The following is a 20,665-nucleotide window of genomic DNA, read 5'->3' on the forward strand; positions in this document are numbered from 1 at the left end:
GCAGGCTCACGGGCCGCACGCGCATGGATTCGACCCACATAGGCGATGCGCACATGAACCGCATCCACACAGGCCGCAGGCACACAGGCCGTACGCACATGAACATGAAAAGAGGCGCCCCGGGATTCACTTCCCGGGGCGCCCCTTTGCGTACGGGGGGTGCGGGGGTCAGCCCGCCAGGAGCTTCTTCACCGCGGCGGCGACGCGGCCGCCGTCGGCGAGGCCCGCCACCTTCGGGTTCACGATCTTCATGACGGCACCCATGGCGCGCGGCCCCTCGGCCCCGGCCGCCCGGGCCTCCTCGACGGCGGCGGCGACGATCGCCGCGAGCTCGTCGTCGGAGAGCTGCTTGGGCAGGTACGCGTCGAGGATCTCGCCCTCGGCCAGCTCGCGCGCCGCGGACTCGGCGCGGCCGCCCTTCTCGAAGGCCTCGGCCGCCTCGCGGCGCTTCTTCGCCTCCTTGGCGATCACCTTCAGGACCTCGTCGTCGGAGAGCTCACGCGCGGTCGTGCCGGCGACCTCTTCCTTGGCGACGGCGGTGAGGGTCAGCCGGAGCGTGGACGAGCGCAGTTCGTCGCGCGCCTTCATGGCGGTGGTGAGGTCGTCCTTGAGTCGGGCCTTGAGCGTGGTCATGCGCCCAGTGTGTCAGGTGCACTGTCGTACCCGCCCACTGATTTCCTCCGCCGCCCCCGGCGCCGCCGCCACGATCGTCGCAGTCTGCGACGATGGTCGTATGCGCGCGCGATACGGAATTCCCCTGGGTGTCACGGCGATCGGGGCCGCCGGTCTCGCCTATGCGGCCGGGTTCGAGGCCAGGTCCTTCCGGCTGCGCCGGGTGACGGTGCCCGTACTGCCGCCGGGGGCGGGCCCGCTGCGCGTACTCCAGGTCTCAGACATCCACATCGTGAGCGGCCAGCGCAAGAAGCGGGCGTGGCTGCAGTCGCTGGCCGGACTGCGTCCGGACTTCGTGGTCAACACCGGCGACAACCTCTCCGACCCGGAGGGCGTGCCGGAGGTGCTCGACGCGCTCGGCCCGCTGCTCGAATTCCCCGGCGTGTACGTCTTCGGCTCGAACGACTACTACGGCCCGAAGCTGCGCAACCCGGCCCGGTACCTGTTCGAGAAGGCCCAGGGCCGGCACGGGCTCAACGGCAACGCGCCGGCCGTCGGCGTCGTACACAACCCGTGGGAAGAGCTGCGGGACGCGTTCGACTCGGCGGGCTGGGTGAACCTGAACAACACCCGGGGCCACCTGAAGCTGGACGGCATGGAGCTGGCCTTCACCGGCCTGGACGACCCGCACATCAAGCGGGACCGTTACGAGCGAGTGGCCGGCGGTGCGGAAGCGGGAGCGGACTTCTCGATCGCCGTGGTGCACGCCCCGTACCTGCGGACGCTGGAGTCCTTCACCGCGGACGGCTACCCGCTGATCCTCGCCGGGCACACGCACGGCGGGCAGCTGTGCATCCCGTTCTACGGCGCCCTGGTCACCAACTGCGACCTGGACACCGGCCGGGTGAAGGGCCTCTCGACGCACGAGACCGACGGCCACCGCGCCTTCCTGCACGTCTCGGCGGGCTGCGGCACCAACCGCTACACCCCGATCCGCTTCGCCTGCCCTCCGGAGGCGACCCTGCTGACGTTGGTGGAGCGGCAGGGCTGAGCGCCGCCCGGCCGCTACCCGTACCCCTTCCTGCACCCCTTCCCGGACACCGGCCAGCACGGCTACGTCGGCGTCCTCGGCAACGCGCCGGCCCTCGGCCTCGCCTTTTACGTCCTGGCCCCGGCGATCGTCGGCCTGGGCCGCCTCCGCCCCTACCTGCGAGGCCCCGAAAACCGGATTTCGTCTCCGGCCGCCGGTGGGCTAAAGTAAACGACGTCGCCGCGACAAGCGGAGACAATCGGGGTGTAGCGCAGCTTGGCAGCGCGCTTCGTTCGGGACGAAGAGGTCGTGGGTTCAAATCCCGCCACCCCGACAGCTGAAGAACCACTTAAGGGTCTGATCCTCATCGAGGATCGGGCCCTTAAGTGGTTTCTGCTCCTGTCTCGGGAGCCGTTCACGATGCCGGTCAGCGATGTGCGGCCCTGGGTGGTTTTGTATCCGGTGGGTATCAGTGGGCGCTTGGTTGGCCGTCGGATCGGGGGCTGGGGGCGCGACGCGGTTGCCGCGTGGAGTGGCTGCCATATCGTTCCTTTCAGGTCGGGTCGTCGGCTGCCCGTGCGTGCGCGCGGGGCCGATGACCGGTGCCTCCCCGAGCCGTCCGAACAGGAGTGATCCGCCCGTGTCCTCGTCCGCGCCGAACCCGGCTTCCGTGCAGCCTGTTCGCGTGCTGCTGGTGGAGGACGACGACTTGATGCGGCGGTCCTTCGCCGTCGCTCTGCAGCGATACGGCTACGAGGTGGCGGTCGCGGCCGATGGGCTGACGGGGCTCGAGCGTTTCCGGGAGCAGGGCTTCGACCTGCTGATCCTGGACGTGATGCTGCCCGGCCTGGACGGGATCGGCCTGTGCCGCAGGGTCCGGGAGACCAGTCTGGTGCCGGTCCTGATGATGTCCGCCCGCGGCGACGGGCTCGATGTCGTCGCCGGTCTGGAGGCCGGGGCGGACGACTACGTGGTCAAACCCGTCGACACCTACGTACTCGTCGCACGCATCCGGTCGCTGCTGCGGCGGGCGACCTACGCACCCGCCCCCGGATCCGAGCGGGCCGCGGGCGAGGGGCCGGCGCGGTCCGACGGAGAGTCGCTGGTCTTCGGGGACCTGACCATCGACACCGCCGGCCTGGAGGTGTTCGTCGCCGGAAGCCCGGTGGCACTGACCCCGACCGAACTGAAACTGCTGCTGGAGTTCGCCGCGCACCCTGGCGTCGTCCTGGAGCGGCACACTCTGCTGCGCAACGTCTGGGAGTACGGCTGGGACGGCGACAGCCGGGTCGTGGACCTGTGTGTGCAGCGGCTGCGCAGCAAGCTGGGCCGGAACCGGATCGAGACGGTCCGCGGCTTCGGCTACAAGCTCAGGCGCTGAGGCCGGTGCGCCCGTTCCACCGGCTACGGCCCGTGCGCCTCCTCCACCCGCTGAGGCCCGTGCGCCTGTTGCACCCGCTGAGGTCGGCGCGCCTCCTCCACCCGCTGAGGCCCGTGCGCCTGCCCCACCCGCTGAGGCCGGCGCGCCTCCTCCACCCGCAGCGGCCGGCCCGCGTGTCGCTTCGCTGGAAGATCGCCGCGCTGGCCGCGGCCACCGCCTGCCTGGTCGTGGCGGTCGTGGGCGTACTGGTGCACACGTGGACCGCGGACGACATCCGGAGCCGGGCCGACATGCGGGCCTTCAACACGGTGTACTCGGCCATGGACACCTACCGGCGCACCGGAACACTCGCGGACGGTGCCGAGCTCGATCCGGCCGAACTGCCCCCGGCGCTACGACACCCCGCCGACGGCGCCCGGCACACCGCCTACGACGGGCACGTCGACGGGAACCTGGGGCCGAGCGCCTGGGCCGCCCAGCGGGTCGGCGGTCCGGACAGCCGGGTGCTGGCCGTCCGGATCAACATGAACTCGGAGTTCTACCAGCTGCGCCGACTCGACGTCGTCATGGTCCTGGCCTCGCTTCTCGCGCTCGCGGCGGCCATGCCGCTGGCGGTGTACGGGGCCGGGCTGCTCGGCCGCCGGCTGCGGCAGGTCTCCGAGACCGCGGGCCGGATCTCCGCCGGGGACCTCGACGCCCGGACCGGGCCCACCAAGGGCCGCGACGAGGTGTCCGACATCGCCGCCACCGTCGACCTCATGGCGGACAGTCTCGGCCGACGGCTGCGCACCGAGCGCCGGTTCACCGCGGACGTGGCCCATGAGCTGCGTACCCCCGTCGGCGGTCTGCTGGCCGCCGCCGACCTGCTGCCGCCCGGCGAGACCGAGGATCTGCTCCGGGCCCGGGTACGCGATCTGCGCGGCCTGGTCGAGGACCTCCTGGAGATCTCCCGCCTCGACGCCGGCGCCGAACAGCCGGTCCGCGCCCATGTGCCGCTCGGCGCCGTCGTCCGCGACGCCGTGGTGCGCACCGGCCTGGACACCGAGGTCAGCGAGATCGGCGCGACCGAGGTCAGCACGGTCACCGAGGTCAGCGACGCGCGGGGCTCGGCGGCCGGGCAGACCGTGGAGACCACCGTGGAGACCGACCCGCGACGCCTCGAACGGATTGTCAGCAACCTCGTCGTCAACGCCCACCGGCACGGGGACACCCCGGTACGGGTCACCGTCGAGGGCCGTACGGTCGTCGTGCGCGACCACGGCCCCGGGTTTCCGCCGGACCTGCTGCGCGACGGGCCGCGCCGTTTCCACACGGGCGCGGCGGAGCGCGGCTCGGGCCACGGCCTGGGCCTGACCATCGCCCTGGGCCAGGCCCGGGTCCTCGGCGCCGAGCTGCGCCTGGACAACGCCCCGGACGGCGGCGCCATCGCCACCCTGCGGCTGCCCGCCTGATCCAGGCCGGTTCCGGTTGGTCTGGCGATCTGGGCTAGTTCCGGTTGGTCTGGCATGGTCCCGGTTGAGTCGGGCAAGTCTGCCCGGTTCAGCCCGATCGGACTAGTTCCGACCAGTCCTGACTGGTCCCGGTTGGTTCAGCCCAGTCCCGGTTGGTCCGGCCCGGTCCGACCTGGTCCGGCCTGATCCCGCGTGATCCCGCGTGATCCGCAAGACACACCCTGACCGCCCCGCCTACAGAACCGCTACGCAGCGGAGCGGGCGCCGATACACGGTGGCACAGGCCCCGATACGTTTCCCGGACACCCTTCGAAGTGCACCTTTCCGATCCGAAGACCGCACCCCGAAGAGGAGTCCCCCGTGACCGCCGACCCCCTTGCCCCGCACACGCTGTACGCGACGACCGGGATCGCGGCCGCCACCACCGATCTGTCGAAGGTCTACGGCAGCGGTGACAGCCGTGTCGTCGCCCTGGACCGGGTCAGCATCGCCTTCCGGGAGGGCGAGTTCACCGCGATCATGGGTCCCTCCGGCTGCGGCAAGTCCACCCTGATGCACTGCGCCGCCGGGCTCGACCCGGTCAGCTCCGGCTCCGTACGCATCGGCACCACCGAACTGAGCACCCTCAACGACCGCCAGCTCACCCAGCTGCGCCGCGACCGGATCGGCTTCATCTTCCAGGCGTTCAACCTGCTGCCGACGCTGACCGCCCTTGAGAACATCACGCTGCCGCTGACCATCGCCGGACGCCGGCCCGACCGGCAGTGGCTGGACCAGGTCATCTCGATGGTGGGCCTGGCCGACCGGCTCGGCCACCGTCCGGCCCAGCTCTCCGGCGGGCAGCAGCAGCGCGTCGCGGTGGCCCGTGCCCTGGCCTCCCGACCCGCGATCATCTTCGGCGACGAACCCACCGGCAACCTCGACTCCCGCGCCGGGGCCGAGGTCCTCGGCTTCCTGCGCGACTCGGTGCGCGAGCTGGGCCGGACGGTGGTGATGGTGACCCACGATCCGGTCGCCGCCGCGTACGCCGACCGCGTGGTCTTCCTCTCCGACGGGCGGCTGGTCGACGAGATGACCCGTCCCAGCGCGGATCGGGTCCTCGACCAGATGAAGGCCCTGGGCACCCGCTGACCCCGAGCCACCGAGGGCCTGGCCCCCAGCCCCTAGCCCCCTGGCCCCCTGGCCCCCTGGCCCTTGGCCGTCCCGCCTCCCCCGCTTCGGCCCGTGAATCCTCGGCCCCCGAATCCTCGCCACCGCCCCCCGACCACCCAGGACTGAGACACCCCATGTTCAAAACCGCCCTGCGCAACGTGCTCGCGCACAAGGCGCGGCTGCTGATGACGGTGCTTGCCGTCATGCTCGGCGTCGCCTTCGTCTCCGGCACCCTCGTCTTCGCCGACTCCTCCTCCGCCGCCTACCGCGCCGCCGCGTCGAAGAGCTTCGCGGACATCGCCGTCACCGTGGTCCCGAAGGACCCCCCGCCGGGGAGCGCCGCGGACGAGCGCACCAGCGTGCTGGACGACCCGCTCGCGCGGAAGCTCGCCGGCGTGCCCGGTGTCGGCTCCGTACGGCCGTCGGTCGACGGGTCGGCCGTCCTGAACGGGGCGGACGGCGCTCCGCTGCGGGCCGGGAAGGCGTGGGCGAACCTGGCCGCCGCCTACGTACCGGGCCAGGACGGCAAGGACAGCCGCTATCCGCTGGTCACGGGCCATGCCCCGAAGAGCGGCGATGAGATCGCCGTGGACAGCGGCACCGCGGCCGCCGGCCGCTTCGGACTCGGCGACCTGGTCACGCTGGCCACCGACGGCCCGGTCATGGCCAAGCGGCTCGTCGGCATCGTCACCACCAAGGACAGCCGGGTGACCGCAGGCGGCACCCTCGCCCTGTTCGACACGGCGACCGCGCAGCAGCTGTTCTCCTCCCCGGGCCACTACACCGGGATCGACGTGTCCGCCGCACCTGGCACCGACCAGTTCAAGCTCTCCGACCGGATCGGCGCCCTGCTCCCGGCCGACCGGGCCGAGGCTGTCACCGGCACCGCCCAGGCCAACCAGCAGGCCACCCTGGTCGACACCCTGACCCGGGGCTACACGAAGCTGCCGATGATCTTCGCCGGGGTCTCGCTGTTCATCGGCTCGTTCCTCATCGTCAACACCTTCACCATGGTCGTGACGCGGCGCACCCGGGAGATCGCGCTGCTGCGGGCGATCGGCGCCGACCGCCGCCAAGTGGTCCGCTCCGTCCTCGCGGAGGCCCTCCTGCTCGGCCTCGTCGCATCGGTGGCCGGATTCCCGCTCGGACTCGGCATCGCCGCCGTACTGCCCGACGTCCTGAGCACCGGCGCGGACACGCTGCCCCGCGGCCCCCTGGTGATCGGCCCGCGCTCCGTCGTGGCGGCGCTCGTCGTGGGCGTGGGCGTCACCGTGCTCGCCGCCTGGCTGCCGTCCCGCCGGGCGGCGAAGATCGCGCCCGTCGAGGCGATGCGCTCGGCCGAGCAGCCACCGTCCGCCCACCGGTCCCGGATCCGCGGCGCGGTGGGTACGGCCCTCCTCGTCCTCGGCACCGGCTGGCTGGTGTCGCTCACCGGGGCCAAGGACGCCTCCGAGGGGAACGTGCAGAGCGCGATGCTCGGCTGCGCCATCCTCGTCGTCGCGGTGATCGTCCTCGCGCCGCTGCTCGCCGCCCCCGTGATCCGGCTGACCGGACGCCTGACCGGCCGCTTCGGGATCACCGGCCGGCTCGCCCGGGAGAACGCCCTGCGCGACCCCCGGCGTACCGCGGCCACCGCCGCCACCCTGATCGTCAGCACGGCGATGGTCGCGGGGCTCGCCGTCCTCGGGAACTCCACCGGGCAGGCCCTCGACCACCAGGCTGCGGCCGGCCTCGGCGCCGACTACGTGATCGGCACGCGTACGCCCACGACCGGCATCGACGCGGCCGCCGTACAGCGGGTGGCCGACGTCCCCGGGGTGCGGACCGCGGCCGCCGTCACGGACTCCACCCTGTTCACCGGCGGCGGTGTCCGGCAGATCTCCGGGGTCGGCCCCGACACCGTGAACGCCGTCATGAAGCTCGACTTCACCAGCGGTTCCCTGGCCGGCCTCGGGCCGGGCCGGATCGCCGTCTCCAGCACCCTCGCCCGGGAACACGGCCTGAGCGCGGGCGGCACGCTCAACGCCCGCATGGGCCGCGACCAGGACTTCACGGCGTACACCGTCGTGGGCGTCTACCGGGACAACCCCATCGCCCACGACGCGCTGGGCGCCCGCGGTGAGGTGCAGCGCAGCAGCTTCAAGCCCGGCTCCGTCCAGCGGATCCTGGTCCGCACCGACGGCGGCGCGGTCTCGACGAGCACCGAGGCCCGGCTGCGTACCGCCGTGGGCAACAACCCGCTGCTGAAGGTGCAGGACCGCAAGGAACTCGTCGCCGAGGCCGCCGGCACCCTGAGCAGCCTGCTCACCCTGATGTACGGGCTGCTCGCCATCGGCGTCGTGATCGCCTCGCTCGGCATCGTGAACACCCTGGCCATGTCGGTCGCCGAACGCACCCGCGAGATCGGCGTCCTGCGCGCCATCGGCATGGACCGCGCCGGCATCCGGCGGATGATCCGCCTTGAATCGGTGACCGTCGCCGCGTTCGGGACGCTGCTCGGCCTGGCGGTCGGGCTGTTCGGTGCCTGGGCGGTCGGCTCGCTGGCCAACGGGGCGATGGCCCAGTACTCCCTGGCCCTGCCCTGGGGGACGCTGCTCCTGGTGTGCCTGCTGTCCCTCACCGTCGGCGCGGTCGCCGCAGCCGTCCCGGCCCGCCGGGCTGCCGCGCTGAGCCCGCTGGAAGCCGTGGCGGAAACGTAAAGCCGAGCCCGCCGGAAGCCGTCGCGGAAGCGTGACCGGGACGAACGAGATGAACAGGACGAACGAGACAGTCGCTACGGCCCTCCCCGCCGACCCGTTTGGTCCGGCACCGGTCCCTCCCCTGTTGGGACCGGTGCCGGACCATACGGTCGGCGTCGATCCGCGCCGATGGGCGCGGGTCGACGGGAGGCGACCCGTGGTGGCGCGACGGCAGTCCGGATGGGACTGACTCCACGGATCCCTCAAGCTCACGCGACGAGTCGCCGACACCGTCTCGCGACTCCACGGACGCTGACCGAGAACATGCGGCATCATGAGCTGTCTCTCCGAGCGCTGAACCTTGGTGGCCCTGTCCGGGCGACGCCCGGTTGATGCGCTACTGGGTCGAGATCCTGCCATCTGCGGCTCCCGCCGCAGAGGCTCCGGTCTCGGACCCAGGACTTAACCGCAGGTCAGCCATATAGGGTGAGTTTTCCGGTCCGGACGTCCAGGTGCGGGTGAGGTAAGGGGTGGAGACCTTGAGCTCCGACTCAGGGGCACGCACGGCCTTCGCGGAACGTCTCGCGCTGCTCTACAAGGAGGCCGGCGACCCTCCCCTCAAGCGCGTCGCCGAAGCCGTCGTCCGGCTTCAGCGGGTCGACGAACGCGGGCGGCCGGTGCGGGTCTCCGCTCAGCGGATCAGCGACTGGCGGCGGGCCAGGAACGTGCCCGCCCAGTTCGCCGCCCTCGCGGTGGTGCTGCACATCCTGATACCCGAGGCGCGGCGCGCGCGGCCCGCGCCCGTGTCGTCGGGTCTGTACGACCTGGCCCAGTGGCAGCGCCTGTGGGAGCGGGCGGTGGCCGATCCGGTCGGCGACCGCCCCGCGCCGTCCGCGGAAGAGCAGGAACAGCCCCCGGCAGAGGCCCCGGCCGTCCCCGGCGGTGTCTGCCCGTACCGGGGGCTGGCCTCGTACCGCCCGCAGGACGCCCGGTGGTTCTTCGGCCGGGAGCGCAGTACGGACGCCCTCGTCGCCCAGCTCCGCGCGGTGGAGCAGACCGGCGGCCTGGTCATGCTCGTGGGCGCCTCGGGGGCGGGCAAGTCCTCCCTGCTGAACGCCGGTCTGGTGCCCACGCTGCGCGACGGCGCGCTGGGCGGAGCGGACGGCCGGGCGAGGGAGGTGCTCCAGCTCGTACCGGGAGCCGACCCCCTCGCGGAGCTGATCCACCAGATCCCCGAGCTCGAACCCGTCGTGTCCGCCATGGCGGAACCCGGCACCCCGCAATTCGGCCAAGCCGTGCGGGAGGCCGTCACCGCCTGGGCGCGGCGCGAGACGTCATCGCCCGCCCCGCCGGTCGTCATCGTGGACCAGTTCGAGGAGACGTTCTCCCTCTGCTCCGACGAGGCGAACAAGCGCACTTTCATCCAGGTCCTGCACGCCGCGTGCACGCCCTCCCCCAAGCTCTCGACTCCTCCCCCGAGTTCTCGGCTTCGCTCGAACAGGGGGGACCCCCATGAGCAGGGGGGACCCCCATCCTCGGACGGTCCGGCCCCCGTGCTCGTGGTCCTCGGCATCCGCGCCGACTTCTACGAGCAGTGCCTCGCGCATCCGGAACTGGCCGACGCGCTCCAGCACCGGCACATGGTGCTCGGCCCGCTGACCACGGCGGAGCTGCGCGAAGCGGTGACCGGCCCGGCCAAGGCCGTGGGAATGGAACTCGAACCCGGCCTCGCGGAGCTGATCGTCCGGGAAGTGAGCGCCGACGGCCCCGGCGGGACGCACAGCGCGGGGGCGCTGCCGCTGCTGTCCCACGCCCTGCTCGCCACCTGGCAGCGCCGGAAGGCGGGCCGGCTGACGCTGGCCGGCTACCGCGCGGCGGGCGGCATCCAGGGGGCGGTGGCGGCGACCGCCGAGCGGGCCTGGTCGAGCCTCGACCCGGCGGCCCGCACGGCCGCGCGACTGCTCCTCCTCAGGCTGGTCAGGCTGGGCGAGGACACCCAGGCCACCCGTCGGCGCGGGACGCGTCGCCAGCTCGCGGACGAGTCGACGGACTCCGACAAGACGGAGGAATCGCTCGAAGCGCTGGTCCGGGCCCGGTTGGTGACGCTCGACGCGGAGACCGTGGAGATCACCCATGAAGCGCTGCTGCACGCCTGGCCGCGGCTGCGTGACTGGATCGACGAGGACCGCACCGGCAACCTGCTGCGCCAGCGCCTTGAGGAGGACGGCAGGGCCTGGGAGGGATCGAACCGCGACACGTCACTGCTCTACCGGGGTTCCCGTCTCGAACAGGCCCACACCTGGGCACAGTCGGCCGGTGACACCTTCCTGACCCGGATCGCGGTCGATTTCCTGGCCGCTTCGGTCAAGCTGCGCAGGCGCACGGTCTGGATCAGCCGCGCCGCGGTGTCGGCCCTGGTCGTCCTCGCGATGCTGGCCGTCGGCGCGGCCGTGGTCGCCTGGCAGCAGCGGGACGACGCCGTGTTCGAGCAGGTCGTCGCCGAAGCCGATCGCGTCCAGCACAGCGATCCGTCGCTGTCCGCTCAACTCGCCCTGGTGGCACACCGCTTGCGGCCCGACGACGAGGGCGCGAACAACCGGCTCATCTCGATCGTCAACGCGCCGCTGGCCACCCCGCTCCTCGGCCACACGGCCGCCGTCTACCTCACCACGTTCAGCCCGAACGGACGGATCCTGGCCACCGCCAGCTACGACCGGACCGTACGGCTGTGGGACGTGGCCGACCCGGCTCGCCCCAAACCGCTGGGCGACCCGCTCACCGGCCACAAGAGCTGGGTGAGCAGCGCGGTCTTCAGCCCGGACGGGCACACCCTGGCCAGCGCTTCGGACGACGGCACGGTCCGGCTGTGGGACGTACGCGATCCCGGCCACCCGCAGCCGATCGGCGCGCCCCTGACCGGCGACGGCGGCACGGTCTACCTGGTCGCCTTCAGCCCGGACGGACACACGCTGGCCAGCGCCAACGAGGATCACACCGTCCGGCTGTGGGATGTGACCGACCCGCACCGGCCGACCCCGCGCGGTGTCCTGACCGGCCACACCGCCGCCGTACGCTGCGTGGCGTTCAGCCCCGACGGGCGGACGCTGGCGGCGGGCGGCGACAACGGCTCCGTCAGGCTGTGGGACATGACGGACCCGGGCCGTCCGGTGGGCATCGACACCGTGCTGACCGGCCACACGGGCACGGTGCACTCCGTGGCGTTCAGCCCCGACGGCCGCACCCTCGCCAGCGGCGGCTCGGACGACACGGTCCGGCTCTGGAACGTGGCCGACCCGCGGCACGCGACCCAGCTCGGCTCGCCGCTCACCGGCCACACCGGTCCCATCTGGTCGGTGGCCTTCAACCCCGCCGGGACCATGCTGGCCGCCAGCAGCGCGGACAGCACGGCGAGCCTGTGGAACGTCAGCGATCCGGCCTATCCCTCGCAGGTCGGCGAGCCGCTGGCAGGCAGCAGCGGCGAGATGTACGCCCTGGGCTTCAGCCCCGACGGCCGCACCCTCGCCACCGGGAGCGGCGACAGCAAGGTCCGCCTGTGGTCGATACCGACATCGGACATGACCGGCCGGATCGGGGTGTTCCGCCCGGACGGGCGGGTGCTCGCCACGGCCGCGAGCGACGGCAGGATCCGGCTGTGGAACGTGGACACTCCCGGTAGGCCCGCGTCGCTTGGCGAGCCGTTCGTGCCCGGCGTCGGCGACCTGCGTGAGCTGGTGTTCTCCCCCGACGGCCGCACACTCGCCGTGTTCATGGGGAGCCAGAACGTACAGCTGTGGAACGTCACCGATCCGGCCCGGCCCGTCTCGTACGGGTCGCCCGTCCCGCTGCGGACCCGGTTCTCGGGCCCCGACTCGCTGGCCTTCAGCCCGGACGGGCGCACCCTGGCGACCGCCTACGACGACCGCACGATCCAGCTGTGGGACGTCAGTAACCCGGCCCGCCACGTTCCGCTCGGCACACCGCTCACCGGGCACAAGGGCTACGTCAACTCCCTCGTCTTCAGCCCGGACGGCCGTACGCTCGCCAGCGGCAGCGCGGACACCACGGTCCGGCTGTGGAACGTGACCGACCCGCGGCACGCCGCGCAGCTCGGCGCGCCGCTCACCGGGCACCTCGGACCCGTCAACGCGCTCTCCTACAGTCCGGACGGCCGCACCCTGGCCAGCGGCAGCGACGACGACACGGTCCGGCTCTGGAACATCACCGACCCGGCCAGGGCGACCCGGGTGGGCTCCCCCCTCACCGGCCACACCGAAGCGGTCGTGTCGCTGACGTTCAGCCAGGACGGCCGCACCCTGGCCAGCGGCGGCAACGACAACACGGTCCGGCTCTGGAACGTCAGCCACCCGTCCGAGGCCGCGCCCATCGGCCAGTCGATGAGCCCCAACGCCAAGACGGGCAATTTCCTGTCGTTCGGTCCCAGGAGTCACATGCTCGGGGTGTCGAGCGGCAGCGACACCGTCCGGCTCTGGAACCTGGACGCCGCAGAGGCCATCAGCCGCATCTGCTCGACCACCCGAGGTGTCCTGACGCCGGAGATCTGGCACGAGAACCTGCCCCGCCTCTCGTACGCACCTCCGTGCGGCCAGTGACCGCACCACGTGATCTCGATCACAACTCGTCATCGCGGCGGAGCAGTTGACTCCCGCCGCACGACCAGCCTTGTTAGTCTGGCCTTAGCCCGATCGCTGGTGCATCCCCCGTCGCCAGCGGTCGGGCGCTGCCATACCCGGAAAGGTGGTGACCGCCGTGTCCCGGCGCATCATCGTCCTCACCGCCGTCCACGGCCCTTCGGCCCGCTATCTGCCCGAGGCGTACGAGTCGCTCCGCGCGCAGGAGCTGCCCGAAGGCTGGGAGTGGCACTGGCTCATCCAGGAGGACGGCCGCACCGACGAGGTCGAGCCGTATGTCCCGGACGATGGGCGGGTGACCTTCCGGCAGGGCCGCCGAGGCGGCCCGGGGGTCGCCCGGACCATCGCACTCGCGCGGGCCGACGGCGCATACGTGAAGGTCCTGGACGCCGACGACCGGCTCACCCCCGGCTGCCTGGCGCGCGACCTCGCCGCTCTGGAAGCGGACCACAGCATCGGCTGGACCACGTCCCGGGTGCTCGACCTCCTGCCCGACGGCTCCACGGCCGGCTTCGAGGGAGACCCGGAACAGGGCCCGCTGGAGCGCGGCGCCGTGCTCGCCTACTGGAAGGCGCACGATTTCCTCGCCCAGGTGCACCCGGCCACGCTCTGCGTGCGCCGCGATCTGCTCCTCGCGCTCGGCGGCTGGATGGCGCTGCCCGCCTCGGAGGACACCGGCCTGCTGCTCGCCCTGAACGCCACCAGCCGCGGCTGGTTCACCGCCGAGCCCGGCCTCCTCTACCGCAAGTGGCCCGGTCAGGCGACCGGCCAGGCCGCCCACACCGACACCGCCGAGCGCGCCGCGCGGATGGCCGTCGCGGAGGCGCGGGCGCGGGCGCTGGCCGAGTTCGGGTGGCAGTACCCGGCCAAGGACTGACCGGCGCCGGTCCGAGGGGCTACGGAAGCGTCTCGGCGTCCGTCCGGGAGAACACCAGGTCGCTCTCGCCCACCACCGGAGTGCGCAGGCGGACGGGCACTTCGGGCGTGCTGCCGTAGAGGGCCGCCGGATAGCTCTCCGGGGCGTAGTCGTTCGCCATCCGGTACGCGTGGAAGCCGTGCGCCCGCATGGTGGACATCAACTCCTCGGCGCTGTCGCCCAGTTGGGCCATGCGCTCCGGGGTCACCTCGACCGTGATCTCCGCGTCGGGGCGGAGCCGGTCGAGGACCGGAGCCAGGCCCCGGACCACGCTTCCCTCCGCGCCCTCGACGTCGATCTTGATGACTCGGGCCCGGCCGACCTCGGTGGCGCTCAGCACTTCGGCGAGCGGGCGCGCCTCGACCTCGAAGGTCGATTCCGCCGGACCGTCGTACGGGACGATGCTGTTCGCGCCCATGTTGCGGGAGCTGGCGAGGGTGAACTTCAGCGTCTTGCGGGAATCGGCGACGGCCTCGTTCACGGCCCGGATGTTGGTGCTGCGGTTCAGCTCGGCCTGGCGCACAAGTCGCCGGTGGAACACCGGAGATGCCTCGATGGCCACCACCTGGCCGCCGGCGCCCACGAGTTGGGACGCCAGGAGACTGTAGTAGCCGATGTTCGCGCCGACGTCGATGAAGGCGTCACCCGGCCGCAGCCGCCCCCGCAGCCAGCGGGTCATGTGGGGCTCCCACACCCCGAACAGGTAGAGGTAGCGCTGGATTATGTCCTGGGTGTCCACACCCATCCTCGCCCCGGACCGGGTGCGCACGATCCGCCGCCGCGGCTGATCACGGAGCCCGGGGTTGAGGTACTCGGCCACCAGCGGGGCCTTGCCGATCGCGCCGGGGGCGTGGCGGACGTACCAGCGCCCCAGGGTCAGCAGCGCCTGTGCCGTGTGGCTGTCCATCCGACCGCCTCCTCGAAGGATCACGAGGGAACCGTAGCGCTGGGCGGGTCGAGGCCCCAGCGCCACCCCCCGCCGCAGGTCAGGTGGCGGTCGGCCGCCGGTCGGCATCGAAGGAGAGATCCAGCATGCGGATGGCGTTCCCGCGGAGCAGCTTGTAGACCACGTCGGCGGGCAGCCCCGCGACATGGTCGGCCGCCACCTGCTTCGTATGCGGCCAGGTGGAGTCGACGTGCGGATAGTCCGTCTCGAAGGTGGCGTTGTCGACTCCCACCGTCCTGATCGCCTCGATGCCGTGCTTGTCCCGGAAGAAGCAGCAGAAGATCTGCCGGTAGTAGTACGTGGACGGCGGCTCGGGGATCAGGTCCTTCACCCCGCCCCAGGCGCGATGCTCCTCCCACACGTCGTCGGCGCGCTCCAGGGCGTACGGGATCCAGCCCATCTGCCCTTCGCTGTAGGCGAGTTTGAGCCGGGGGAACTTCACCAGCACGCCGCTGAACAGGAAGTCCATCATCGAGGCCATGGCGTTGTTGAAGCTCAGCGCCGCCTGGACGGCGGGCGGCGCGTCGGGCGAGGCGGCGGGCATCTGCGAGCTGCTGCCGATGTGCATGTTGACGACGGTGCCGGTCTCCTCGCACGCGGCGAAGAAGGGATCCCAGTAGCCGGAGTGGATGGACGGCAGCCCGAGGTGGGTGGGGATCTCGGAGAAGGTCACCGCGCGCACCCCGCGCGCGGCGTTGCGCCTGATCTCCGCCACCGCCAACTCGACGTCCCACAACGGGATCAGGCACAGCGGGATCAGCCGGCCCCCGCTGTCCCCGCACCACTCCTCGACCATCCAGTCGTTGTACGCCCGCACGCAGGCGAGGCCCACCTCCTTGTCCTTGGCCTCGGCGAAGGTCTGGCCGCAGAAGCGGGGGAAGGTCGGAAAGCAGAGGGAGGCTTCGACGTGGTTGAGGTCCATGTCGGCGAGGCGCGCCTTCGGGTCCCAGCAGCCGCGCCGCATCTGCTCGCGGGTGATGCCGTCGAGGGTCATCTCGTCGCGCGAGAAGCCGACGGCGGCGATGATGCGCTTGTAGGGGAAGATCTCGTCCTCGTACCGCCACCAGTCGGTCTGCTGTCCATCCGGGTCCGTGGTGAACCGGTACTTCCCGCCGATGTACTCCAGGTCGCCGATGCCCGCCGTGAAGGGCTGCGGGCCCTTGCCCCGGTACTTGCCCGGAAGCCACGTCCGGAAGAGGTGCGCGGGCTCGATCACGTGGTCATCCACGCTGATCACCTTCGGGATGTCCTGCGAGCCGTCCTGACTGTCGAGCACGTCGTTGCCCCCTGCCGCTGGCCGGTCGGTTCCATCAAATCTGACGATCCATCAGATTGAGCGTATGGGCAAGAACCCCGCGCGGCAAGCGGAGTTGGGCGGCCACGCCCCTTGCCAGCTCGACCCCGATCGGCTGAACTGACGACTCGTCAGGTCAACTGCTGCTGCGGAGGCGTGCCATGCAGACACTGTGGCTCAGCGGGGCCGAATGGTTCGCGGTGCTGAGGATCGGCCTCGGCCTCTGGTGGCTGGAGAGCTGGCGCCACAAGGACAAGAAGACGTGGTTCGACGGCGGCGGGATCGCCTGGGCCGCCGGCATCGCGGACAAGCACCGCTGGCCCTTCGTGAAGCACGGCTTCGACCGGCTCGTGAAGCCGCGGCTGCGCTTGCACGCCTACGTCGTCGCCTACGCCGAACTGGCCCTGGGCCTCGGCCTGATCACCGGCTTTCTGACCCCGGTCGCCCTGGTGGGGGGCCTGCTGCTGAACCTGACGTACTTCGTGCTGATGATCCACGACTGGGCCGAGCAGGGGCAGAACCTCATGATGGCCCTGATCTCGGCGGTCGGACTCTTCGCCATGAGCTGGCAGGCCTGGTCGCTGGACAGCGCGCTGGGGCTGTTCCTCCGGTAGGGCCGGGCATTCGGCGTGAGTGGCAAAACCCGATCGTGTTCTACGAGATCAATGGGAGGGATGGGCATGAGTGAATCCGACACACCCCGGGCCGAAGCGCCCGAAGCCCGGGAACCGGCGGCGGAAACCACCGGCGCGGTGCTCAGGGAGGGGCACGCGGCCCGCGCCAAGAGCGCCGCGACCCGGACGGCGGCCACCTGCCAGTACCTGGACGATGCGCGGAGCGGCCTGGTCGACAGGCATGCGGGCGGGACGGCGGCGGGGCCCGTACTGAAGGCCGACCAGGCCGTCCGCACGGCCGCCCAAGCGGTGGCGGCCTTCTCCTGCAGCGCTCCCGACCCCGCGGCGGACTCCCGCAGCGCCAGGAACGCCGCCGCCGCGGCCGCGCTGGCCGCCCAGACGGCCCAGCGCCACGACAACGACGGCGAGCTCGCCGTCGCGGCATGCCGGGCCGCTCAACAGGCCTCCCTGGCCGCCGGTACGGCCTCGGCGCTGGGGAACGCGGGGAGCGACGTCGCGTTGAACGCCGCGGCGGACGCGGCCGAGGCGGCCGCCGTCACCGCCGCGGAGCGGGCGGGGTGGCTGACCCCGGGCCGCGACTACACCCAGCCCCGGTCCGACAGCGAGTACACGCCGTCACTGGCCGACGTCATGCACCTGGAACACTGACCTCCCCCGCCAGTTGCAGCAAGGTCTAGGTGCCTCAAGGTCTAGTACTGCGCTCTATGGCCGGGCCCGGGTCGGGTGGCGGCTGGTCCAGGCTTCCAGGTCGGGGCGGGTGGGGCGGGGGGATTTGGTCCAGCCCCAGGACTCGTACGCGGCCGCGGCCGCCGTGTTCGCCGGGTCGATCAGGGTGGTGATCAGGTCGGCGTCCACGCGTTCCAGGAGTCTCTGCTGGAGGCGGGTGGCGATGTTCGTACGGCGCCGGGCGGGCACCACCATCAGCTCCGCGAGCGCGAACACCCGGTCGGCGGAGGCGAGTTCCTCGTCGCCGTCGGTCACGGCGCCGCGGTGGCCGTGCCACCACTCGCCCTCGCGGCCCGGCGGGTAGCCGTAGACACAGCCCAGCAGGGACGGGTCGCCCGCGATGATCATGTCGAAGCCGGGGCGCTGCACGTCCTCGGCGAAACGGCGCAGGAACCCCTCGCGGCCACGGGGATCCGCACCGGGCACTCCTTCGTACGCCGCGACGTACAGGTCCGCCACCGACTCCCGCTGCTGCTCGGCCTGCCAACGCGACAGTCGTCGCAAGAACACCTCTGTCATCGCAACAGCGTGGCAGGTCAGAGCGGTTGACGGAACAGTTTCGTGGGGTCTCCTGAGCCCGGTCACGCGAGCGGGGCGATCTTCGGGGACGGCGCCCGCGCCCTGTGCGGGCACCGTCCGTTGACCGGAGCCCGCCGGCATCGCAGACTGACCGGTCATGACCGACGACCAGATCGTGACGCTCCGCGGCGAGCGGGAGCTCATCGAGCGGGCCGGGCATCTGTTCGCGGGGGCGCGGCAGGAGTTCCTGGTCGCCGCCGCCGACCCGGTGACCTGGTCGGCCGGGGTGCGCACCGCCTTCGCCGCCGGGCTGCGGCCCGCAACGGAGCCCGGCGGCCTCACGATGCGCAAGCTCTACACCCCGCACGCCCTCCCCGACGCGCGGGCCGAGCGGCGCCTCGTCAGGATGGCCGCGGGCGGCGCGCACATACGGATCTGCGCCGCTCCGCTCGCCCAGGAGACCATCGTGCTCGACCGGCGCATCGCGATCCTGGCGGGGGCTCCGGCCGACGGGACGCGTACGTACACGGTGATCCGTTCGCCGGACATCGTCGCGGGGGTCGGATCGCTGATCCGCGCCGCTTGGGCGGCCTCGCCCGAGCTCGCCGACCATCTGCGCGGGCGGCCTCCGGAGCTGGACGCGCAGGCGCGGCGGATCCTGCGGATGCTCGGCGGCGGGCACACCGACGAGTCGGCCGCCCGCCGCCTCGGCATGTCCTTGCGGACGTACCGCAGGCGGGTCGCCGAGCTGATGGCGGTGCTGGGCGCGACGTCCCGGTTCCAGGCGGGGGTGCGGGCCCGGGAGTTGGAGGCGCGTGGCGGTGCGGCCGCGTACGCGCCCCTGAACTCCTCGGCGAGTTGACGGTGACGGTCAGGCCGTCGCGAGCGAGATCTCGGTGGACTTGATCAGCGCGACGACGGAGGCGCCGACGGAGAGCCCGAGGTCGGCGACGGCGTCCTTGGTGATGGCGGCGGTCAGCGAACCGCCCCGCACATCGAGCTTGACCCCGGCCATGGCGCCGCCGGTCGCCACCTCGGTGACGGTGCCGGGAATCTGGTTGCGGATGCTGAGCCCGTCGACGGTCCCGGTGGCCAGCGCCACCTCGGTCGACTTCACCAGCGCGCGTACGGCGCTGCCCGCCGCGATCCCCAGGTCCTTGACGGCGTCGAGGGTGATGGCGGCGGTGATCTCCTGACCTCCGTCCAGACGCACCTTGACCGTGGCCATGACCTCGCCGGAGGCGATGGCCGTGACGGTGCCGGGGAGCTGGTTGCGGATGCTGAGGATCTGGCTCTGGTTCTGGCTCACGGGTGTCTGCTCCTGGGGGGCTGATCGGGCTGGGGCTTTCCGGCTGAATGCCCTGTTTGTCCTTCACTTCGGACTGTAGTCACCCCGGGGAGCCCGCGCCCCGGCACGCGCCGTGGCCGGTCGGGGCTCCAGCCGGTCACGGCTCCATCGGCAGGCCCGTGTAGTTCTCGGCGAGCTCTGCGGCCGCGTCCCGCGAACGGGTGATGCGGTCGAGCTGGGAGAGCTGGAGCCGGGTCTGGAACGGGGAGTGCGCCGGGTCGGTGTGAAGCAGTTCGGTCATGGAGTACGAGAAGTGCTCGGCGCGCCAGACCCGGCGCAGACAGGTCTCGGAGTACGCGTCGAGGCGCTCCGTCGAACCGGTCACGTGCCACTGGACCAGGGCCCGGGAGAGCGCGACGACGTCGGCGACGGCGAGGTTCAGCCCCTTGGCGCCGGTCGGCGGGACGATGTGCGCGGCATCACCGGCCAGCAGGAGCCGCCCGTACCGCATCGGCTCGGTCACCCAACTCCGCATCGGCAGCACCGACTTGCCGGTCACGGGACCGCGTTCCAGCTTCCAGCCCGGGTCCGCGTCGGTCGCGAGGCGGGCGTCCAGCTCGTCCCAGACGCGGGCGTCGGGCCACTCGGCGGGGTCGGTGCCGTTGGGCACCTGGAGGTAGAGCCGGCTGACCGTGGGCGAGCGCATGCTGGCGAGGGCGAAGCCGCGCGGGGAGTGGGCGTAGATCAACTCCTCGTACGCGGGCGGGACTTCGGCGAGGACGCCCAGCCAGGAGTACGGGTACGTGCGCTCGTACGTGCTGCGGAGGGAGGCGGGGACGGCGTTGCGGGCCACCCCGTGGAAGCCGTCGCAGCCGACGACGTAGTCGCAGGTGAGGGTGGCTGGGTGGCCTTGGTGGCGGTAGTGGACGGTGGGGGTGGTCCCGGCCTGTGAGGCACCTCCCCATCCCTCCACCGCTTCGACTTCCGCCTCGAACAACAGGGGTGCTTCGGTGGCCAGTTGCAGGGATATGAGGTCCTTCACGACCTCCGTCTGGGCGTACACCATCACTCGGCGGCCACCGGTGAGGGAGGGGAAGTCGATGCGGTGGGAGCGGCGGTCGAAGCGGAGCTCGATGCCGTCGTGGGGCAGGCCCTCACGGTCCATGCGCTCGCCAGCGCCGACGGCCCTGAGCACGTCGACCGTCGCCTGTTCGAGGATGCCCGCGCGCTGGCGCTGCTCCACGTAGGCGCGGTCGCGGCGTTCCAGGACCACACAGTCGATCCCGGCGTTGTGGAGGAGCCGGGCCAGCAGGAGTCCGGCGGGGCCGGCGCCGATGATGCCGACGGTGGTGTGCGTGGTGGTCGCCCGTGTGGTGGTTGCCCGCATG

16 protein-coding genes, 1 tRNA gene and 1 pseudogene are annotated in these 20,665 nt (G+C 72.0%); 12 read left to right on the forward strand and 6 right to left on the reverse strand.

Annotated elements, in window-relative coordinates; translation table 11 throughout:
- Positions 1-168: 168 nt before the first annotated feature.
- Entirely contained in the window at positions 169-633 is a 465-nt protein-coding gene (locus ACIBK6_RS27725) for a GatB/YqeY domain-containing protein (protein ID WP_399054094.1), read from the reverse strand.
- Between the two features lie 100 nt (positions 634-733).
- Here ACIBK6_RS27725 and ACIBK6_RS27730 point away from each other — a divergent pair, with 100 nt between their 5' ends.
- From ACIBK6_RS27730 to ACIBK6_RS27770, 9 genes and pseudogenes are all read left to right on the forward strand, one after another.
- Positions 734-1,663: a metallophosphoesterase gene (locus tag ACIBK6_RS27730; RefSeq protein WP_399054095.1), complete on the forward strand. Its 930-nt coding sequence runs from the start codon at positions 734-736 to the stop codon at positions 1,661-1,663.
- A gap of 239 nt (positions 1,664-1,902) precedes the next feature.
- A tRNA-Pro gene (locus ACIBK6_RS27735) sits at positions 1,903-1,976 on the forward strand.
- Positions 1,977-2,354: 378 nt separating this feature from the next.
- On the forward strand, positions 2,355-3,023 hold the full coding sequence (gene cseB / locus ACIBK6_RS27740) for a two-component system response regulator CseB (protein WP_399054198.1): 669 nt from the start codon (positions 2,355-2,357) through the stop codon (positions 3,021-3,023).
- 32 nt (positions 3,024-3,055) lie between these two features.
- A pseudogene (locus tag ACIBK6_RS27745) lies at positions 3,056-3,133 on the forward strand (hypothetical protein); the annotation flags it as partial.
- Positions 3,134-3,142: 9 nt separating this feature from the next.
- Positions 3,143-4,474 carry a sensor histidine kinase gene (locus ACIBK6_RS27750; RefSeq protein ID WP_399054199.1) on the forward strand — a complete coding sequence of 444 codons (1,332 nt, stop codon included), beginning with the start codon at positions 3,143-3,145 and terminating at the stop codon, positions 4,472-4,474.
- 360 nt (positions 4,475-4,834) lie between these two features.
- Positions 4,835-5,605 (forward strand): ABC transporter ATP-binding protein, encoded by a 771-nt coding sequence (locus ACIBK6_RS27755; protein ID WP_399054096.1) that lies wholly within the window; start codon positions 4,835-4,837, stop codon positions 5,603-5,605.
- Positions 5,606-5,760: 155 nt separating this feature from the next.
- Positions 5,761-8,325 carry an ABC transporter permease gene (locus tag ACIBK6_RS27760; protein ID WP_399054097.1) on the forward strand — a complete coding sequence of 855 codons (2,565 nt, stop codon included), beginning with the start codon at positions 5,761-5,763 and terminating at the stop codon, positions 8,323-8,325.
- Positions 8,326-8,834: 509 nt separating this feature from the next.
- Entirely contained in the window at positions 8,835-12,914 is a 4,080-nt protein-coding gene (locus ACIBK6_RS27765; RefSeq protein WP_399054098.1) for an AAA family ATPase, read from the forward strand.
- Positions 12,915-13,071: 157 nt separating this feature from the next.
- Positions 13,072-13,830, forward strand: a complete 759-nt coding sequence (locus ACIBK6_RS27770) for a glycosyltransferase family 2 protein (RefSeq protein ID WP_399054099.1) — start codon at positions 13,072-13,074, stop codon at positions 13,828-13,830.
- A 19-nt stretch (positions 13,831-13,849) separates the two neighbouring features.
- Here ACIBK6_RS27770 and ACIBK6_RS27775 read toward each other — a convergent pair whose 3' ends face one another.
- Together ACIBK6_RS27775 and ACIBK6_RS27780 are read right to left on the reverse strand one after the other, a co-directional pair.
- Positions 13,850-14,776 (reverse strand): FkbM family methyltransferase, encoded by a 927-nt coding sequence (locus tag ACIBK6_RS27775; RefSeq protein ID WP_399054100.1) that lies wholly within the window; start codon positions 14,774-14,776, stop codon positions 13,850-13,852.
- Between the two features lie 79 nt (positions 14,777-14,855).
- Positions 14,856-16,091, reverse strand: coding sequence for an amidohydrolase family protein (locus ACIBK6_RS27780; protein WP_399054101.1), 1,236 nt, complete (start codon positions 16,089-16,091; stop codon positions 14,856-14,858).
- A gap of 179 nt (positions 16,092-16,270) precedes the next feature.
- Between ACIBK6_RS27780 and ACIBK6_RS27785 the strand changes: the two genes are divergently transcribed.
- Positions 16,271-16,723: a DoxX family protein gene (locus ACIBK6_RS27785; RefSeq protein WP_399054102.1), complete on the forward strand. Its 453-nt coding sequence runs from the start codon at positions 16,271-16,273 to the stop codon at positions 16,721-16,723.
- 66 nt (positions 16,724-16,789) lie between these two features.
- The gene (locus tag ACIBK6_RS27790; protein ID WP_399054103.1) at positions 16,790-17,392 is read left to right on the forward strand and encodes a hypothetical protein; all 603 of its coding nucleotides are present in this window, start codon (positions 16,790-16,792) and stop codon (positions 17,390-17,392) included.
- Between the two features lie 54 nt (positions 17,393-17,446).
- On the opposite strand, the gene ACIBK6_RS27795 is transcribed toward ACIBK6_RS27790, so the two are convergent.
- The gene (locus ACIBK6_RS27795) at positions 17,447-17,989 is read right to left on the reverse strand and encodes a GNAT family N-acetyltransferase (protein WP_399054104.1); all 543 of its coding nucleotides are present in this window, start codon (positions 17,987-17,989) and stop codon (positions 17,447-17,449) included.
- A gap of 157 nt (positions 17,990-18,146) precedes the next feature.
- Between ACIBK6_RS27795 and ACIBK6_RS27800 the strand changes: the two genes are divergently transcribed.
- A complete protein-coding gene (locus tag ACIBK6_RS27800) occupies positions 18,147-18,851 on the forward strand; it encodes a DNA-binding response regulator (protein WP_399054106.1) in 705 nt (234 codons plus the stop codon).
- 9 nt (positions 18,852-18,860) lie between these two features.
- On the opposite strand, the gene ACIBK6_RS27805 is transcribed toward ACIBK6_RS27800, so the two are convergent.
- Both ACIBK6_RS27805 and ACIBK6_RS27810 read right to left on the reverse strand, forming a co-directional pair.
- Positions 18,861-19,298, reverse strand: a complete 438-nt coding sequence (locus ACIBK6_RS27805; RefSeq protein WP_399054107.1) for a molybdopterin-binding protein — start codon at positions 19,296-19,298, stop codon at positions 18,861-18,863.
- 136 nt (positions 19,299-19,434) lie between these two features.
- On the reverse strand, positions 19,435-20,664 hold the full coding sequence (locus ACIBK6_RS27810) for a 4-hydroxybenzoate 3-monooxygenase (RefSeq protein ID WP_399054108.1): 1,230 nt from the start codon (positions 20,662-20,664) through the stop codon (positions 19,435-19,437).
- Position 20,665 lies beyond the last annotated feature (1 nt).

Source organism: Streptomyces sp. NPDC050485, from assembly GCF_044458185.1.
Lineage (GTDB): Bacteria > Actinomycetota > Actinomycetes > Streptomycetales > Streptomycetaceae > Streptomyces.

Excerpts from the sequence above, each read along its gene's own strand:
- ACIBK6_RS27795 (WP_399054104.1), bottom strand. The coding sequence starts at position 17,989 with ATGACAGAGGTGTTCTTGCGACGACTGTCGCGTTGGCAGGCCGAGCAG.
- ACIBK6_RS27760 (WP_399054097.1), top strand. The coding sequence starts at position 5,761 with ATGTTCAAAACCGCCCTGCGCAACGTGCTCGCGCACAAGGCGCGGCTG.
- cseB (WP_399054198.1), top strand. The coding sequence starts at position 2,355 with ATGCGGCGGTCCTTCGCCGTCGCTCTGCAGCGATACGGCTACGAGGTG.
- ACIBK6_RS27775 (WP_399054100.1), bottom strand. The coding sequence starts at position 14,776 with ATGGACAGCCACACGGCACAGGCGCTGCTGACCCTGGGGCGCTGGTAC.
- ACIBK6_RS27785 (WP_399054102.1), top strand. The coding sequence starts at position 16,271 with ATGCAGACACTGTGGCTCAGCGGGGCCGAATGGTTCGCGGTGCTGAGG.
- ACIBK6_RS27790 (WP_399054103.1), top strand. The coding sequence starts at position 16,790 with ATGAGTGAATCCGACACACCCCGGGCCGAAGCGCCCGAAGCCCGGGAA.
- ACIBK6_RS27810 (WP_399054108.1), bottom strand. The coding sequence starts at position 20,664 with ATGCGGGCAACCACCACACGGGCGACCACCACGCACACCACCGTCGGC.
- ACIBK6_RS27730 (WP_399054095.1), top strand. The coding sequence starts at position 734 with ATGCGCGCGCGATACGGAATTCCCCTGGGTGTCACGGCGATCGGGGCC.
- ACIBK6_RS27800 (WP_399054106.1), top strand. The coding sequence starts at position 18,147 with ATGACCGACGACCAGATCGTGACGCTCCGCGGCGAGCGGGAGCTCATC.
- ACIBK6_RS27725 (WP_399054094.1), bottom strand. The coding sequence starts at position 633 with ATGACCACGCTCAAGGCCCGACTCAAGGACGACCTCACCACCGCCATG.